The organism is Saccharothrix sp. HUAS TT1 (genome assembly GCF_040744945.1).
In the GTDB taxonomy this organism is placed as follows: Bacteria; Actinomycetota; Actinomycetes; order Mycobacteriales; family Pseudonocardiaceae; genus Actinosynnema.
In genome coordinates this window covers 2729915-2747099 of the sequence record NZ_CP160453.1, presented here as the reverse complement: position 1 = coordinate 2747099, position 17185 = coordinate 2729915, and the positions used below count along the sequence as shown (strand labels likewise).

The window sequence follows — 17185 nt, the reverse complement described above, 5'->3', positions numbered from 1 at the left end:
GCCGATCGCTGAGGGCAAACTTGAACGTGCAAGCGTCAGACCAGTGAGAAGGGCGCTGCCGATGAGCGGACGACTCGGAATCGACGATGTCTCCCCGACCGTGAGCAACGGTCGCTACCCGGCCAAGGCCGTGGTCGGCGAACACGTGCCGGTCGAGGCCACGGTGTGGCGCGAGGGCCACGACGCCGTGGCCGCCACAGTGGTGTGGAGGGGGCCGAACGACCGGGTCGCCAGACAGACGCGCATGGCGCCGGAAGGCGTCGGGCTGGACCGCTGGGCCGCCACCGTCGTCCCGGACGCCGAGGGCTCGTGGACGTTCCGCGTGGACGCCTGGAGCGACCCGTGGGCCACCTGGGTGCACGCCGTCGAGGTCAAGATCGCCGCGGGTCAGACCGCCCACGAGCTGCACAACGACCTGGAGAGCGGCGCGCTCCTGCTGGACCGCGTCAGCCGCCGGCCGGACCGGCGCAAGGACAAGCCGCTGCTGGTCAACGCCGCCAACGCGCTGCGCGACGAGCACCGGCCGCTGCCCGAGCGGGTCGCGCCGGCCCTGGCGACCGACGTCCGCCGGATCATGCACGACCACCCGGTGCGCGAGCTGGTCACCAAGGGCAAGCCGCAGAAGGTCTGGGTCGACCGCAAGCGGGCGGCGTTCGGGTCCTGGTACGAGTTCTTCCCCCGCAGCACGGGCGGCGTGGACGAGGCGGGCGTGCCGGTGCACGGCACGTTCGTCACCGCCGCCAAGGAGCTGGACCGCATCGCGGCCATGGGCTTCGACGTCGCCTACCTGCCCCCGATCCACCCGATCGGGCGGGTGAACCGCAAGGGCCCGAACAACACGCTCACCGCCACCGAGGACGACCCGGGCTCGACCTGGGCGATCGGCGCGGACGAGGGCGGGCACGACGCGATCCACCCCGAGCTGGGCACGATGGAGGACTTCGAGGCGTTCGTCGCCCGCGCGAACGAGCTGAACATCGAGGTCGCGCTGGACCTGGCGCTGCAGTGCGCGCCGGACCACCCGTGGGTGCTGAAGAACCCGGAGTGGTTCACCACCCGCCCGGACGGCTCGATCGCCTACGCGGAGAACCCGCCGAAGAAGTACCAGGACATCTACCCGGTCAACTTCGACAACGACCCGCAGGGCATCTACAACGAGGTGCTGCGCGTCGTGCTGCACTGGGTCGACCACGGGGTGCGCATCTTCCGGGTCGACAACCCGCACACCAAGCCGCCGGACTTCTGGGCGTGGCTGATCTGGGCGGTCAAGGACCGGTACCCGGACGTGCTGTTCCTGTCCGAGGCGTTCACCCGCCCGGCCCGGCTGTACGGCCTGGCCAAGCTCGGCTTCACGCAGAGCTACACCTACTTCACCTGGCGCACGACCAAGGAGGAGCTGACCGAGTTCGGCGCCGAACTGGTCGAGCACTGGGACGAAGCGCGGCCCAACCTGTTCGTCAACACCCCCGACATCCTGCACGAGTCGCTGCAGCACGGCGGCCCGGGCATGTTCGCGCTGCGCGCGGCGCTGGCGGCGACGATGGCGCCGACCTGGGGCGTGTACTCGGGCTACGAGCTGTTCGAGCACGAGGCCGTCAAGCCGGGCAGCGAGGAGTACCTGAACTCGGAGAAGTACCAGCTCCGCCCGCGCGACTACGCGGCGGCGGTGGCCGAGGGACGGTCGTTGGAACCGTGGTTGCGCAAGCTGAACTCGATCCGCCGGGGTCACCCGGCGCTCCAGCAGATGCGAACACTGCGGTTCCACCACGTCGACAACCCGGCGTTGATCGCCTACTCGAAGCAGGACCCGGGCACCGGCGACACCGTCGTCGTGGTGGTCAACCTGGATCCGCACGACGCGCAGGACGGCACCGTCTGGCTGGACCTGCCCGCGCTCGGCGCCGACTGGCACGAGCGGCTGATCGCGCACGACGAGGTGTCCGGGGAGACCTGGGACTGGGGTCAGGCGAACTACGTCCGCCTGGAGCCCTGGCGCGCCCCCGCGCACGTCGTGAGCGTGCAGCGCCGCTTCAGCAGCTAGTCGACAACCAGCCCGGTCCCCTTTCCCCAGTCCCCGTGCCCGCCGAAGAGCACGAGGGGCGATCGAACGCACCCCCAATGAGGTGGGACGAGGTGGAGCACACATGCGAGAAGAGGCCCGGCCTGACGCCGCGCTGGTAGGCCTGGAGAACGTGCCGCACACCGGCGAGGCCATCGGCGCCGACGGCCTGCTGGTCGAACCGCAGGCCGAGGACTTCCGGTCGGCCAAGCTGGTGCCGCGCGAGCGCGACTGGTTCAAGGGCGCGGTGTTCTACGAGGTGCTGGTGCGCGCGTTCAGCGACAGCAACGGCGACGGCACCGGTGACCTGAGGGGCCTCGCGTCCCGGCTGGACTACCTGGAATGGCTCGGCGTCGACTGCCTGTGGCTGCCGCCGTTCTACGCGTCGCCGCTGCGCGACGGCGGGTACGACATCTCCGACTTCCGCGCGGTGCTGCCGGAGTTCGGGTCGGTCGAGGACTTCGTGTACCTGCTGGACGAGGCGCACCGCCGGGGCATCCGGGTGATCACCGACCTGGTGCTCAACCACACCAGCGACGCCCACCCCTGGTTCCAGCAGTCGCGGATCGACCCCGACGGCCCCTACGGCGACTACTACGTGTGGAGCGACGACGACCAGCGCTACGCGGACGCGCGGATCATCTTCGTCGACACCGAGTCCTCGAACTGGACCTACGACCCGGTGCGCGGCCAGTTCTACTGGCACCGGTTCTTCTCCCACCAGCCCGACCTGAACTTCGAGAACCCGCACGTCCAGGAAGCCATGCTGGACACCCTGCGGTTCTGGCTCGACCTGGGCATCGACGGGTTCCGGCTCGACGCCGTGCCGTACCTGTTCGAGGCCGAGGGCACCAACTGCGAGAACCTGCCGCGCACCCACGACTTCCTCAAGCGCTGCCGCAAGGTCGTGGACGACGAGTACCCGGGCCGGGTGCTGCTCGCCGAGGCCAACCAGTGGCCGTCGGACGTGGTCGAGTACTTCGGCGACCCGGCGGTCGGCGGCGACGAGTGCCACATGGCGTTCCACTTCCCGCTGATGCCGCGCATCTTCATGGCGGTGCGGCGCGAGTCGCGGTTCCCGATCTCGGAGATCCTGGCGCAGACGCCGGAGATCCCGTCCGGCGCGCAGTGGGGGATCTTCCTGCGCAACCACGACGAGCTGACGCTCGAGATGGTGACCGACGAAGAGCGCGACTACATGTACGCGGAGTACGCCAAGGACCCGCGGATGAAGGCCAACATCGGCATCCGGCGGCGCCTGGCGCCCCTGCTGGAGAACGACCGCAACCAGCAGGAGCTGTTCACCGCGATGCTGCTGTCCCTGCCGGGGTCGCCCGTCCTCTACTACGGTGACGAGATCGGCATGGGCGACAACATCTGGCTGGGCGACCGCGACGCGGTGCGGACGCCCATGCAGTGGACCCCGGACCGCAACGCGGGGTTCTCCAACTGCGACCCGGGCCGGATCTACCTGCCGGTGATCATGGACCCGGTGTTCGGCTACCAGGGGCTCAACGTCGAGGCCCAGCTGAACAACCAGTCGTCGCTGCTGCACTGGACCCGGCGGATGATCGAGGTGCGCAAGCAGCACCACGCGTTCGCGGAGGGCGACTTCAGCGACCTCGGCGGCTCGAACCCGAGCGTGCTGGCCTACCGGCGGCGGTGGCTGCGGCCCGACGGGCGCGAGGACGTCGTGCTGTGCGTGAACAACCTGTCGCGGTTCCCGCAGCCGGTCGAGCTCGACCTGTCGGAGCACCACGGCAGCAGGCCCGTCGAGCTGACCGGCGGCGTGGTGTTCCCCGCCGTCGGCGACCTGCCCTACCTGCTGACCCTGCCCGGTCACGGCTTCTACTGGTTCCAGCTCGTGGAAGCCGGCGACGACAGCGAGCCGAGGTGATGGACGTGACCGAACCGCACGACCTGGTCGACAAGGTGATGGCCGAGCTGCCCGAGTGGCTGCCCGCCCAGCGGTGGTTCGGCGGGAAGGACCGCCCGGTCACCTCCGTCCGCCCACTGCGGACGTCGGTGCTGCGGGCCGGCGACCCGGCGCTGGTGCACCTGGTGGTCGAGGTGGAGCAGCCGGACCGGCGGGAGCCGTACCAGCTGCTGCTCACCGACCACGCGGACCACCACGACGCGACCCACGTGCCGGAGCTGACCGGCGTGCTGCTCGACCTGATCGCGGAGAACGCGCAGGTCGGCGGGTTGCGGTTCGCGCACGAGCCGGACGTGGAGCTGCAGACCGGGCTGCGCGGCAGGCCGATCACCTCCGAGCAGTCGAACACGTCGCTGGTGTTCGGCAACCAGTACATCCTCAAGCTGTTCCGCAAGCTGACCTACGGCGAGAACCCGGACCTGGTGCTGCACCGGGCGCTGCGGCAGGCCAGGTGCGAGCACATCGCGCCGCTGCTCGGGTCGATCACCGGCAAGCTGGACGGGCAGACCACCACGGTCGGGATGCTCCAGCAGTTCATGCCGGACGCGGTGGACGGCTGGGCGATGGCCACCACGAGCGTGCGCGACCTGATGGCCGAGGCCGACCTGCACGCCGACGAGGTGGGCGGCGACTTCGCGGGCGAGGCGCAGCGGCTGGGCCAGGCGGTGGCCAGCGTGCACGCGGACCTGGAGCGCGCGCTGGGCACGCAGAACGCGGACGCCGGCGACATCGAGGCCACCGTGCGGGCGATGATCGCGCGGCTGGACTCCGTGGTCGCCGCGGTGCCGGAGCTGCGACCGTACGTGCCCGCGCTGCGGGAGGCGTTCGAGCAGGCCAGGAACACGCCGGACGCGGTCGCCATCCAGCACATCCACGGCGACCTGCACCTCGGCCAGGTGCTGCGGACCGTGCAGGGGTGGCTGCTGATCGACTTCGAGGGCGAGCCCGGTTCGCCGATCGCCGAGCGGACCGCGCTGCGCTCGCCGCTGCGCGACGTGGCCGGGATGCTGCGGTCCTTCGACTACGCGGCGCACCAGCTCCTGGTCGGCCAGCCGGAGGACCACCAGCTGGCCGTGCGGGCGCTGGAGTGGGCGCGGCGCAACCGCGCGGCGTTCGCCGAGGGCTACGCGGAGGCGGCGTCGGACTCGGTCGGCGACCCGCGCGAGCGCGGCTACCTGCTGCGGGCGTTCGAGCTGGACAAGGCCGTGTACGAGGTCGCGTACGAGCACGCGAACCGACCGGAGTGGTTGACGGTCCCGTTGTCGTCGATCGCGCGGATCACTGGAGAGGGAGCGGTGCAGTCATGATCTCGCCCGAGGACGTCGACCGGCTGCTGGCCGGGGCGCACCACGACCCGCACTCGGTGCTCGGCGTGCACCGCGTCCCCGAGGGCGTGGTCGCGCGGGCGCTGCGGCCGGGTGCGACCGCGGTGGCGGTGATCGCGGCCGACAAGCGCTTCGAGCTGGACCGGGTCACCGACGGGCTGTTCGCGGGCGACCTGCCCGAGCACCCCGGCGGCAACTACCGGCTGGAGGTCGAGTACGGCGACGACGTCGTCGAGGTGGACGACCCGTACCGGTGGCTGCCGACCGTCGGCGAGCTGGACCTGCACCTCATCGGCGAGGGCCGGCACGAGCGGCTGTGGGACGTGCTGGGCGCGCGGGTGCGCACCTACGACACGCCCGACGGCGTGATCTCGGGCGTCTCGTTCGCCGTGTGGGCGCCCACCGCGCGCGGCGTGCGGGTGTGCGGCGACTTCGACGGCTGGGACGGCCGCGCGAACCCGATGCGGTCGCTCGGCTCGTCCGGCGTGTGGGAGATCTTCATCCCGGGCATCGCGGAGGGCGCCCGGTACAAGTTCCGCGTCCTCGGCCGGGACGGCGGGTGGCACGAGAAGGCCGACCCGATGGCGTTCGCCACCGAGACGCCGCCCGCCACCGCCTCGGTCGTCGCCGGCACCGCCCACGAGTGGGGCGACGACGAGTGGCGGGCCAGGCGGGACGCCACCCAGTGGGTCAACGCGCCGATGAGCGTGTACGAGGTGCACCTCGGCTCGTGGCGACCCGGCCTCGGGTACCGGGAGCTGGCCACCGAGCTGGCCGACTACGTGGTGAGCGCCGGTTTCACGCACGTGGAGCTGATGCCGGTGGCCGAGCACCCGTTCGGCGGGTCGTGGGGCTACCAGGTGACGTCGTACTACGCGCCGACGTCGCGGTTCGGCTCGCCGGACGACTTCCGGCACCTCGTGGACGCGCTGCACCAGCGCGGCATCGGCGTGATCATGGACTGGGTGCCCGCCCACTTCCCGAAGGACTCGTGGGCGCTGGCGAAGTTCGACGGCAGCGCGCTGTACGAGCACGAGGACCCCCGCCGGGGCGAGCACCCGGACTGGGGCACGCTGGTGTTCGACTTCGGGCGCAACGAGGTGCGCAACTTCCTGGTCGCCAACGCCCTGTACTGGATCGAGGAGTTCCACATCGACGGCCTGCGGGTCGACGCGGTGGCCTCGATGCTGTACCTGGACTACTCCCGGCAGGAGGGGCAGTGGCTGCCCAACCAGTACGGCGGCCGGGAGAACCTGGACGCGGTGCGGTTCCTGCAGGAGCTGAACGCGACCGTCTACAAGCGCCACCCCGGCGTGGTGATGGTGGCCGAGGAGTCGACGGCGTGGCCGGGCGTGACGCGGCCGACGCACCTGGGCGGCCTCGGGTTCGGGTTCAAGTGGAACATGGGCTGGATGCACGACTCGCTGCACTACCTGTCGCGCGAGCCGGTGCACCGCTCGTTCCACCACAACGAGATCACGTTCTCGCTGGTGTACGCGTGGAGCGAGAACTTCGTGCTGCCGCTGTCGCACGACGAGGTGGTGCACGGCAAGGGCTCGCTGTGGCAGCGGATGCCCGGCGACGACTGGAACAAGGCGGCGGGGCTGCGGTCGCTGCTGGCGTTCATGTGGGCGCACCCCGGCAAGCAGCTGCTGTTCATGGGCGGCGAGTTCGGGCAGCGCGGCGAGTGGTCGGAGAGCCGGTCGCTGGACTGGCACCTGCTGGACGACCCGCTGCACGGCGGCCTGCACCGGCTGATCTCGGACCTGAACGCGGTCTACCGGGACTCGCCCGCGCTCTACAGCGCGGACAACAAGCCCGAGGGGTTCTCGTGGGTCGACGCGAACGACTCGGCGGGCAACGTGCTGAGCTTCCTGCGGATCGGTGAGGACGGCTCGGTGCTGGCGTGCGTGGCGAACTTCGCCGGGCAGCCGCACCACGACTACCGGGTCGGCCTGCCGCTGGCCGGGCGGTGGCGCGAGGTGGTGAACACCGACTCCGAGGCGTACGGCGGGTCGGGGGTCGGCAACTTCGGCGGTGTGGAGGCGGAGGAGCGCCCGTGGCACGGGCGGCCCGCTTCGGCGGTGCTGCAGCTGCCGCCGGCCGGTGTGCTCTGGCTGGCGCCGGAGAAGTGACGCGACGGGGCCCTCGGCGAGGGCCCCGTTCCGCGTAGCGGCTTCACGTCGTGTCGAACGTCGGCAGCAGCACGGGCAGGCGTTCGGCCCCCCGCTCGGTGACCAGCAGCTCCCGCGTGCCCTCCTGGCGGCGGACCAGGTCGTCGGCCACGAACGCGTCCAGCACGAGCCGGCCGAGGACGCCGCCCAGGTGCGGCACCCGGTGCGTGCGGTCCAGGCAGGCGGTGGCCAGGCGGCGGCGCGGTTCGACGGCGCCCGGGTCGACGCCGAGGCGGTGGAACGCGGACGGGTCGTCGCCGAGCGCCAGCTCGCCGGCGCGGCCGTCGGGCGGCTTGAGCGCGCCCGCGTCGACCAGGGTGGCGAACACCGAGGTCCCCAGCCGGCCGGCGGCGTGGTCGTAGCAGGTGTGGGCCACGTCCACCGGTGTGGACGAGCGCTCCGGCGTGGTGAGGTCGCCGCGGTGGGCGTAGCGGGCCAGTGCGGTGAGCACGTCGGCGATGTCGCCGCGGGCCACCCGGTAGACGGCGTGCCGCCCGGTGTGCTCGACCGTGACGAGACCGGCGGCGCGCAGCCGGGCGAGGTGGTTGCCCAGGCGCGGCGCGGAGACGCCGATGGCGTCGGCCAGCTGCACCATCGTGTGCGGCCCCTCGGCGGCGAGCATCTGCAGCGCGGTGAGCCGGACCGGGTCGGCCAGCTCGCGCGCCAGCGCCACGGCCGCCGCCTGGACGGCGTTGCCCGAGTCGACCCAACCCACCACGCGGCCGACCGTATCACCATTCACGACTTCCTGAACGTTGATTGCGGGCGCGATCGTGCCGCGTTACCGTCCACTCACCATTCAGGACATCGTGAAGGGTGAGTGCGATGAGACTGGGCGCGACAGGTCTGGGCGTGCTGCTGTGGGGCCGTGGCGTCTCCGCGCTCGGCGACGGCCTGTGGTTCACCACGTGGGCGTTGTTCTTCACCCGCGTGCTGGAGCTGCCGCTGGTCGTGGTCGGTGTCGGGATGGCGGTGGCGGGCGCGGCGGGGCTGCTCGCGGCGGTGCCGCTCGGCGGGTTGGCCGACCGGGTCGACGCGCGGGTGGTGCTGGCGGCCGTCACCGCCACCCGCGGCCTCGCCATGGCCTCCTACCTGGTGGTGGACGGCACGTGGTCGTTCCTCGCGGCCACCGTCCTGTTCACCGCGCCGGCCAACGGCGGCAACGCGGTGCGCACGGCGTTGATCGCGGCCCTGGTCCCGGACACCGCCGCGCGGGTGCGGGCGCTGGCCCGGCAGCGGGTGGCGCAGCACGTCGGCTACGCGATCGGGGCCGGGCTGGGCGCGCTGGTGCTGACCGCCGACAGCCCGTCCGCCTACGCCCTGGCGATCACCGGCAACGCGGTCACGTTCGGGGTCCTGGCGGTGACGTCGCTGCTCGTGCGGACACCGCCGGGGCCGCGGCGCGGGACGTCCCGGCCGGTGTTCCGCGACCGCCCCTACCTGGCCGTGGTCGGCGTGACCTCGGTCCTCTCGCTGTGCTGGGCGATGCTGTCGACCGGCCTGCCGCTGTGGCTGTCCCGCTCGACGGACCTGCCGCTCGCGCTCGGCGGCGTCGTGGTGGTCGTCAGCTCGGTGGGCATCGCCGTGTTCCAGGTGCCGTTCTCGCGCTTCGCCCGCACCCCCGACCAGGCCGCGCGCACCGCCGTGCGGTCCGGCCTCGTCCTCGCCGCGAGCTGTGTGCTGCTGGCCACCACCTCGGGCGGCGCGGGGGCGGTCGGCACGGCGGTCGTGGTCGCCGCGGCGGCGCTGCACGTGGTCGGCGAGCTGGGTTACGTGGCGGCGAACTGGGGTCTGTCGGTGACGCTCATGCGCGAGGACGCCCGCGGCGCGTACCAAGGGGTCAACGAGGCCGCGACCGCCACCGTGCAGCTGTTCGGGCCCGCCGTCTTCACCTTCGCCCTGGGCGGCTTCGGCGCCGGCGGCTGGCTCGCCGCGGCCGCCGTCTTCGCCGCCGCCGTCGCGCCCGTCCCGGCGCTCACCCGGTGGGCGGTGCGCACCAGGGAACCCGCCACCTCCGGGTCCAACAGCCCACCGTAGGGGTTCCGGGCAGGCACAATGGGCCAATGCGGCTCGCATCGGCTCAGCTGGTCATGGTGGCAACCGTCCTGCTCACGGCCACCGCCTGCACCCAGGTGGTGACGGGCGAACCGGTGGCGGGCGAGGCGGTCACCAGGGGCACGGTCGACCCGGGCTTCATCCGCGGCACCGACGGCGGCGCCATCGACCAGCTCGCGGCCACCGCCATCACCGACATCGACGCGTTCTGGGAGCAGGCGTTCCCGGCGACGTTCGACAAGCCCTGGCAGCCGATCGAGGGCGGCATCTACTCGGTCGACACCTCCGACCCGTCGGCCAAGCCGCCGCCGTGCACCGAGAAGGCCAGTGACGTCGAGGGCAACGCGTTCTACTGCCCCAGCGCCGACGCCATCGCCTGGGACCGGGCCGCGCTGCTGCCCGTGCTCCAGGACGGCTTCGGCGACGCCGCCGTGGTGATCGTGCTGGCCCACGAGATGGGCCACGCGGTGCAGAACCGGATGGGCATCACGCCGGAGGCCGAGCGGCGCGACCCGGGTCGCTACCCCACCATCCTCACCGAGGCCATGGCCGACTGCTTCGCGGGCGCGTTCGTGAAGTGGGTCAACGACGGCGAGTCCGAGCACCTGGACATCGGGTCGGACACGCTGGACTCGGCGCTCGGCGCGCTGATCACGTTCCGCGACCCGGTCGGCACCTCGCCGACCGACCGGTCCGCGCACGGCAACGCGTTCGACCGGGTGTCCGCGTTCCAGGACGGCTACCAGCAGGGCACCGGGTTCTGCGCGGCCATGACGGTGGAGAACCGGCCGTTCACCCAGCAGGCGTTCACCTCCGCGGACGACCGCGACCGCAACGGCAACCTGCCGTTCGACGAGATGCTGGAGAGCATCACGCCCGACCTGAACGCCTACTACAAGGCGCTGGTCACCCAGTCCGGCGGCACGTGGACCGACCCGAAGGCCACGCCGACCCAGGAGGAGCCGGACTGCTCCGGCGACCAGGGCCCGGTGGCCTACTGCCCGGCGGACCAGGCGGTCGAGGTCGAGGTCGAGTCCGAGCTGCCCGAGCTGCACGCCGAGATCGGCGACTACGCCACCGGCGTGCTGCTGGCCAGCCGGTACGCGCTGGCCGCGATGGCGGCCGTGGACGTCGACCTCGACGGCGAGCGGGCCGCCACCAGCGCGTTGTGCCTGGCCGGCGCGTACACCAGGGAGGTCTTCACCCGGCAGGAGGGCTTCGGGCTCTCGCCCGGCGACCTGGACGAGGCGGTCCGGGTGCTGCTCGCCTACGACTACGCGGCCCGTGACGCGCGGGGCTCGGCGACCCTCGAACCCGGCTTCAAGCGGGTCGAGGTGTTCCGCGGCGGCGTGCTGGAGGGCACGAAAGCCTGTGGTTTGACCTGATCGGGCGAGCCGGCCAAGTAGGGTTCGGGCTCGGATCGGCACGGACCTGGGATGGGGCTTGGGCATGGCTCGACGGGCTGGGGTGGCCGCGGCGCTGGCCGCGGCGATGGCGTTGACCGGGTGCACCCAGGTCGTGACCGGTCACGGCCGGTCCGAACGACCGGACGTGACGAAGGTCGCCGGGCTGGAGATCACCACCGGGGAGAGCGGCGCGAAACCGGGCGTGCCCGACGCCGACCTCCAGGTGGAGAACGGCGACGGCGGCGAGATGGACCGGCTCGCCATCAACGCGCTGGCCGACGTCGAGGAGTACTGGACCGAGCAGCTGCCCGCCCGGTTGGGCAAGGAGTTCGAGCCGGTGAAGCGGCTGGTGTCCTACGACTCCAACGGCAAGGGCGTCGACATCTGCCGCACCAACACCGCGGGCGTGGCGAACGCGTTCTACTGCTCGCTGGACGACTCGATCGCGTGGGACCGCGGCGAGCTGCTGCCGATGCTGGACGACGCGTTCGGGCCGATGTCGGTGGTGACCGTGCTGGCGCACGAGATGGGCCACGCGATCCAGTACAAGCTGGGCGCGGAGGGCGGGGTCACCCAGGCCACGCCGTCGATCATCAAGGAGCAGCAGGCCGACTGCTACGCGGGCAACTTCTTCCGGTGGGTGGCCGAGGGCAAGTCCAAGCACTTCCGGATCTCCACCGGGCCCGGGTTGAACCAGGTGCTGGCCACCATGTTCTTCATCCGGGACGCGGCGGGCACGTCGGCCGAGAAGCAGGGCGCGCACGGCAGCGCGTTCGACCGGGTGGCGGCGTTCCAGTTCGGGTTCGCGGGCGACCCGCGGCGGTGCGCGCAGATCGACGAGGCCGAGATCAAGTCGCGGATCACGCAGCAGCGGTTCGACTCGCAGGACCGCGACACCGGGCAGGGCAAGGGCAACCTGAAGGTGGACGACGAGCAGTCGCTCGACCTGCTGGAGGAGTCGCTGCGGGAGGCGTACAAGCAGTCCGGCGCGACCCCGCCGTCGCTGTCGACGTCCGGGTCGCGGTGCCAGGACGGCACGCCGACCTCGCCCGCGACGTACTGCGCGTCGACCAACTCGATCTCGATCGACCTGCCGGAGCTGGTGAAGATCGGCACGCCGCCGAAGCGCGGGCAGAAGGGCGGCATCGGCGACTTCGCCGCGTTCGCCGAGGTCGCGTCGCGGTTCGCGCTGTCGATCCAGAAGGCGACCGGGTACGGGCTGGAGGGGCCGGCCGCCGGGCTGCGCACCGCGTGCCTGACCGGGTCGTGGGCCGGGACGACCAACCAGAGCGGCGCGAGGCTGCGGCTGTCGTCCGGCGACCTGGACGAGGCGGTGGCCGAGCTGCTGGCCGACAAGAGCCTCATCGCGGCCGACGTGAACGGCACCGTCGTGCCGTCCGGGTTCGCCCGGGTCGAGGCGTTCCGGGACGGCTTCTACCAGGGTTCGGGCCTCTGCACCCGCAAGTACTCGGGCTGACGGGGTCCCGCGCGGTCGCGATCTCCCCGATCTCCCCGATCCCGCAACAACGCCCCGTGACCGGGGTTATCGTGATGGTGACGGAACTGCGGACACCAGAGCGGAGCCAACGCGTGGCCGACTTGACCCTGCGTGTCGTCGCGGACGGCGCACCCGACCGCGAACTGCACCGGCTGACCACGTCCCTGTTCAACGACATCCGCCGGACCGGCGGGGTGGACGTGGCGCGCGGCCGGGCCGAGGCGCCGGCGGGCAGCAAGTCGGGCGCCGCCGCCCAGCTGGCCGAACTGGTGGTCACCGGCGCGCTCTCCGCCGCGACGCTGACGGCGGTCGGCAAGGTCGTCATCGCGTTCGTCAACCGCCAGAAGGAGCGCAGCGTGAAGATCGAGCGCGGCGACGAGACCTGGGAGTTCACCGGCATCTCCGCCGACGACCAGCGGTTGCTGGCCGAGATGCTGCGCACCGCGGAGGACCGACCGGAACTCGAACGGTGACCGGGTGGGCAAGCGCATCGCACTGCTGATCGCGACGTCCCGCTACCTCGACCCGAAGCTGACCACGCTGGCCGCCACGGTCACCGAGGCGCAGCAGCTGTCCCAGCTGCTCGTCGACCCGACCCTGGGCGGCTTCGAGTCGGCGCCCGTCGTCATCGACGGCAGCAAGAGCGCCGTCGAGCGCGCCGTCGAGGACTTCCTGCGCGGCTGCGGCGCCGACGACGAGGTGCTGCTCTACCTGACCGGCCACGGCATCAAGAACGACCACGACCAGCTGTTCTTCGCCACGAGCGACACCGACACCCGGCGGCCGTACTCGACCGCGATGCCGAGCGCCACGCTGCGCAGCCTCCTGGAGGAGTGCCCGGCCCGCGCCAAGCTGGTGCTGCTGGACTGCTGCTACAGCGGCGCGTTCACCAAGAGCCCGACGCACATGTCGGACGAGTGGACCACCGTCGGCGACCAGTTCGGCCAGGGCACCTACGTGCTGGCGGCCTCCAACGAGCTGGAGTTCGCCTACGTCCAGGAGCAGCTGTTCTACGAGGAGCGCCACCGCTTCTCGGTGTTCACCGACGCGCTGATCAAGGGCATCGCCACCGGCGCGGCGGCGCGCGGCCTGGCCGAGGTGATCACCGCCGACGACCTCTACGCGTTCGCGCACGACGAGGTCCGGCGCATGGGCGTCGAGCAGACCCCGACCAAGAGCGACAAGTCCGAGGGCCAGTTCGTGGTCTCCCGGGTCCGGTCCCGGCAGATGGTGGTGGACAGCGACTCCCAGTCGCCGAAGCTGGCCGACCTGCTGGCCCACGGCGACGCGCACGACCAGGACCTCGTCGCGCCGCTCGGGGTGGCCCAGCACCACGGCGCCTACCGGGACTCGGTGCTCCGCGTCGACCTCGCCGGGCCCGAGGGGCACCTCGCGGTCGTCGGCCGGATCTACTCCGGCAAGTCCTCGCTCCTGCACACCCTGGTCAGCGGCTTGGCGCACGGGAAGACGCCGAAGCAGGTGACCTTCCACCTGCTCGACGGCGGCGGCAGCCTGCGCGCGCTGCACGACCTGCCGCACGTCGACCAGATCATCCCGCCGACGAAACCGCGAGCGGTCGAGGCGCTGCTCGACCGGCTGGCGCGGGTCGTGTCCACCCGCGACCGGATCTTCCGCACCCTGGGCATCCCCCGCGCGGCCACCTACCGCGAGCTGCGCAACCGCGACGCCCTGAAGACCGGCGACCACAGCGACGTCTTCCTGATCATCGACGGCTGGACGCAGTTCGCCGACACCGTCCCGCTGCTGGAGGACGCCGTCCACCAGGTCGCGGGCTCGGGGCTGCGGTTCGGCGTGCACGTCGTCGTCACCGCCCGGCACTGGGGCGAGCTGCCGCCCCGGATCACGCCCCTGCTGCGCGGCCGGGTCGAGCTCCAGCTGGACGACCCGGCCGAGTCCAAGCTGAACCCGGACCTGGCGGGCACCCTGCCGGACCAGCCGGGGTGGGGGCTGTACAACGGCCGCCGGTTCCTCAGCGCGATCGCCTACCAGGACAACGACGACAAGTACGTGTTCGAGGTGCTGCGCCGGTTGGAGGACCCCCGGTTCACGAACTGGATCTCCGGTGAGGACGACGACTCGGACAACTTCGACGCGGCCGGCGCCGCGGCGAGGTTCATGGCGGCGCACGGGCTGCCCAAGGAGCCCGGCTCCTGGGACCCGGACCCGGCCTGGGGCCCCAAGCCCGCGCACGACCGCTACCAGGTCCCCTTCGGGTCCGACGACCTGGGCCGGCCCGTCTCGCTGGGCCTCGGGGACGCCGAGCTGAAGGGCATCGGCTCGCACGGGTTGATCGTCGGCGCGCCCGGCTCGGGCAAGTCGGAGTTGCTGCGGACGATCGTGCTGGGGCTGCTCGCCACCCACTCACCCGACGACCTCAACGTCGTGCTGGTCGACGTCAAGGGCAGGACGACCTTCCACGGGTTCGACCGAGCGCCCCACGTCGCGGCGGCCCTCACCGAACTGGCGACCGACACCGCGCTGCTGGACCGGCTGGGCGACGCGCTCGGCGGCGAGGCGGTCCGCCGCCGGGACCTCCTGGCCGAGGCGGGCGGGTTCAAGGACCGCCGGGAGTACGAGGCCGCCAGGGAGGGCGGCAAGCCGCTGCCGCCGCTGCCCCTGCTGCTGGTGTGCGTCGACGGGTTCTCCGACGTGCTGACCGCGCGGCCCGGGTTCGCCGACGTGCTGCGCCGCGTCCTGCAGGTCGGCCGGAGCGTGGGCGTCCACCTGCTGCTCGCGTCGCAGCAGTTCACCCCCGAGGTGCGCGCGTTCGAGGCGTTCCTGGCCTACCGCATCGTGCTGAAGACGTTCTCCGCCGGCGAGTCGCAGGCCGTCATCGGCGTCCCGGACGCGTTCGAACTCCCGCCGGTGCCCGGATCGGGTTACCTGGCGGTCCAGGGTCGGCCGCTGGTCCGCTTCGACGCCCACTTCGTGTCGGGCCTCAGCGGGACCGACGGCCGGTCGCTGACGCACGTGCTGGTCGACCGGATGGAGGGGCGGGGCTCGCCCGCGCACGAGGTGTGGCCGCCGCCGCTGGACGAGCCACCGCCGCTGGAGGCCCTGTTACCGCCGCTGGAGGTGACCGAGGACCGCGGCCTGACCGCGCCGGGCTCACCCGGCAACGGCGGGCTCCGGGCGCCGGTGGCCGTGGTGGACGTGCCGGCCGAGCAGCGGCGGGGCACCCTGTGGGCGGACTTCTCCGGCGCCGCGGGCCACGGCGCGGTCGTCGGCGGTCCGCAGTCGGGCAAGTCGACCTTGTTGCGGACGTTGATCACGTCGATGGCGTTGACGCACACGCCGGAGGAGGCGCAGTTCTACTGCCTGGACCTGGGTGGCGGCACGCTCGCGTCGTTGCAGGACCTGCCGCACGTGGGCGGCTTCGCCGGCCGGTGGGACGTGGACAAGGCACGTCGGGTGGTGGCCGAGCTGTCGGGCCTGGTCGCGGCGCGGGAGCAGCGGTTCCGGGCGCAGGGGATCGACTCGGTGGTCGAGTTCCGCGACCGCAGGCGGCGCGGTGAGATCCGGGACGACGATTTCGGCGACGCGTTCCTGGTCGTGGACGGTTGGATGAACTTCCGGCAGGAGTTCGAGGCGCTGGAGCCGGCGGTCCACCGGTTGGTGGCGCAGGGCCTGCCGTACGGCGTGCACGTGGTGGTGGCGGCGAACCGGTGGGCGGAGATCCGGCCCGCGATGAAGGACCTGCTGGGCACGCGGTTCGAGCTGCGGTTGGCCGACACCAGCGAGTCCGAGGTGGACCGGAAGGTCGCGGTGAACGTGCCGGCGGACCGGCCGGGCCGTGGTCTGTCGCCGCAGAAGCTGCACTTCCTCACCGCTCTGCCGCGCGGCGATCCCGGGACCGACGCCGCCGACCTGGTGCGGCGGATCGCCCGGGCGTGGTCCGGGGCGTCCGCTCCCGAGATCCGCCTGCTGCCGGACCTCCTGCCGTTCAGCGAGCTGACGTCCCAGGTGGGCGAACCCGCGCCCGGCTCGGGCCACCTGGTGCCGATCGGCGTCGGCGAGGACGGGCTGGCGCCGGTGTACCTGGACTTCGACTCCGACCCGCACTTCATGGCGCTGGCCGACGGCGAGTCGGGCAAGACGAACATGCTGCGCACCATCGTGCGCGGGATCATGACCAGCTACACCTCCAGCGAGGCGCTGATCATGCTGGTCGACTACCGGCGCACGATGCTGGGCTACATCGAGACCGACCACCTGCTGTCCTACGCGGTGTCGTCGGCGCAGCTGACGGACATGATCAAGGACGTCCGCAGCTCGATGGCCAGCCGGCTGCCCGGCCCGGACGTCACCCGGGAGCAGTTGGCGAACCGCTCGTGGTGGCGAGGCCCGGAGCTGTTCGTGGTGGTGGACGACTACGACCTGGTCGCGCCGCAGGGCGGGCTCAACCCGCTGCAGCCGCTGGCGGAGTTCATCCCGCAGGCCAAGGACGTCGGCCTGCACATCGTCGCGGTGCGCCGGATGGGTGGCGCGTCGCGGGCGATGTACGACCCGATCCTGGGCAAGCTGAAGGAGATCGCGGCGCCGGTCCTGATCGGTTCCGGATCGAGGGACGAGGGCGTGATCGTGGGCGACCTCAAACCGGCGCCGGAGCCGCCCGGCCGGGGCACGCTCGTCACCCGCAAGTCCGGCCACCAGCGGGTCCAGGTGGCGTGGATCGACCCGGGCTGACCGGCCGGTCCGGTGCGGGGGCTGT

The 17185-nt window shown here is 72.1% G+C and carries 10 protein-coding genes; 9 read left to right on the top strand and 1 reads right to left on the bottom strand.

The annotated features are described in order from the left end of the window. Nucleotides 1-61: 61 nt before the first annotated feature. From AB0F89_RS13585 to glgB, 4 genes are all read left to right on the top strand, one after another. On the top strand, nucleotides 62-2041 hold the full coding sequence (locus tag AB0F89_RS13585) for an alpha-1,4-glucan--maltose-1-phosphate maltosyltransferase (protein WP_367136049.1): 1980 nt from the start codon (nucleotides 62-64) through the stop codon (nucleotides 2039-2041). A gap of 103 nt (nucleotides 2042-2144) precedes the next feature. Beyond that, a complete protein-coding gene (gene treS, locus AB0F89_RS13580) occupies nucleotides 2145-3956 on the top strand; it encodes a maltose alpha-D-glucosyltransferase (RefSeq protein WP_367136047.1) in 1812 nt (603 codons plus the stop codon). A 5-nt stretch (nucleotides 3957-3961) separates the two neighbouring features. Beyond that, nucleotides 3962-5302: an aminoglycoside phosphotransferase gene (locus AB0F89_RS13575; RefSeq protein ID WP_367136045.1), complete on the top strand. Its 1341-nt coding sequence runs from the start codon at nucleotides 3962-3964 to the stop codon at nucleotides 5300-5302. After that, the gene (gene glgB, locus AB0F89_RS13570; RefSeq protein WP_367136043.1) at nucleotides 5299-7455 is read left to right on the top strand and encodes a 1,4-alpha-glucan branching protein GlgB; all 2157 of its coding nucleotides are present in this window, start codon (nucleotides 5299-5301) and stop codon (nucleotides 7453-7455) included. The genes AB0F89_RS13575 and glgB overlap by 4 nt, the downstream gene beginning before the upstream one ends. A gap of 43 nt (nucleotides 7456-7498) precedes the next feature. On the opposite strand, the gene AB0F89_RS13565 is transcribed toward glgB, so the two are convergent. Beyond that, nucleotides 7499-8212 carry an ArsR/SmtB family transcription factor gene (locus AB0F89_RS13565; protein ID WP_367136041.1) on the bottom strand — a complete coding sequence of 238 codons (714 nt, stop codon included), beginning with the start codon at nucleotides 8210-8212 and terminating at the stop codon, nucleotides 7499-7501. Between the two features lie 107 nt (nucleotides 8213-8319). Between AB0F89_RS13565 and AB0F89_RS13560 the strand changes: the two genes are divergently transcribed. The 5 genes from AB0F89_RS13560 (at nucleotide 8320) to eccCb (ending at nucleotide 17160) form a co-directional block, all read left to right on the top strand. Continuing rightward, a complete protein-coding gene (locus AB0F89_RS13560) occupies nucleotides 8320-9531 on the top strand; it encodes an MFS transporter (protein ID WP_367136039.1) in 1212 nt (403 codons plus the stop codon). A 26-nt stretch (nucleotides 9532-9557) separates the two neighbouring features. Further along, nucleotides 9558-10934, top strand: coding sequence for a neutral zinc metallopeptidase (locus tag AB0F89_RS13555; protein ID WP_367136037.1), 1377 nt, complete (start codon nucleotides 9558-9560; stop codon nucleotides 10932-10934). Between the two features lie 64 nt (nucleotides 10935-10998). Further along, nucleotides 10999-12432: a neutral zinc metallopeptidase gene (locus tag AB0F89_RS13550; protein ID WP_367136035.1), complete on the top strand. Its 1434-nt coding sequence runs from the start codon at nucleotides 10999-11001 to the stop codon at nucleotides 12430-12432. Nucleotides 12433-12545: 113 nt separating this feature from the next. Beyond that, entirely contained in the window at nucleotides 12546-12926 is a 381-nt protein-coding gene (locus AB0F89_RS13545; protein ID WP_367136033.1) for a hypothetical protein, read from the top strand. 4 nt (nucleotides 12927-12930) lie between these two features. After that, nucleotides 12931-17160: a type VII secretion protein EccCb gene (gene eccCb, locus AB0F89_RS13540; protein WP_367136031.1), complete on the top strand. Its 4230-nt coding sequence runs from the start codon at nucleotides 12931-12933 to the stop codon at nucleotides 17158-17160. The last annotated feature ends 25 nt before the right edge of the window (nucleotides 17161-17185 follow it).

What these genes read in the sequence shown, in the direction of transcription:
- AB0F89_RS13550 (WP_367136035.1), top strand. Translation starts at nt 10,999, where the DNA reads ATGGCTCGACGGGCTGGGGTGGCCGCGGCGCTGGCCGCGGCGATGGCG.
- AB0F89_RS13560 (WP_367136039.1), top strand. Translation starts at nt 8,320, where the DNA reads ATGAGACTGGGCGCGACAGGTCTGGGCGTGCTGCTGTGGGGCCGTGGC.
- AB0F89_RS13555 (WP_367136037.1), top strand. Translation starts at nt 9,558, where the DNA reads ATGCGGCTCGCATCGGCTCAGCTGGTCATGGTGGCAACCGTCCTGCTC.
- treS (WP_367136047.1), top strand. Translation starts at nt 2,145, where the DNA reads ATGCGAGAAGAGGCCCGGCCTGACGCCGCGCTGGTAGGCCTGGAGAAC.
- glgB (WP_367136043.1), top strand. Translation starts at nt 5,299, where the DNA reads ATGATCTCGCCCGAGGACGTCGACCGGCTGCTGGCCGGGGCGCACCAC.
- AB0F89_RS13585 (WP_367136049.1), top strand. Translation starts at nt 62, where the DNA reads ATGAGCGGACGACTCGGAATCGACGATGTCTCCCCGACCGTGAGCAAC.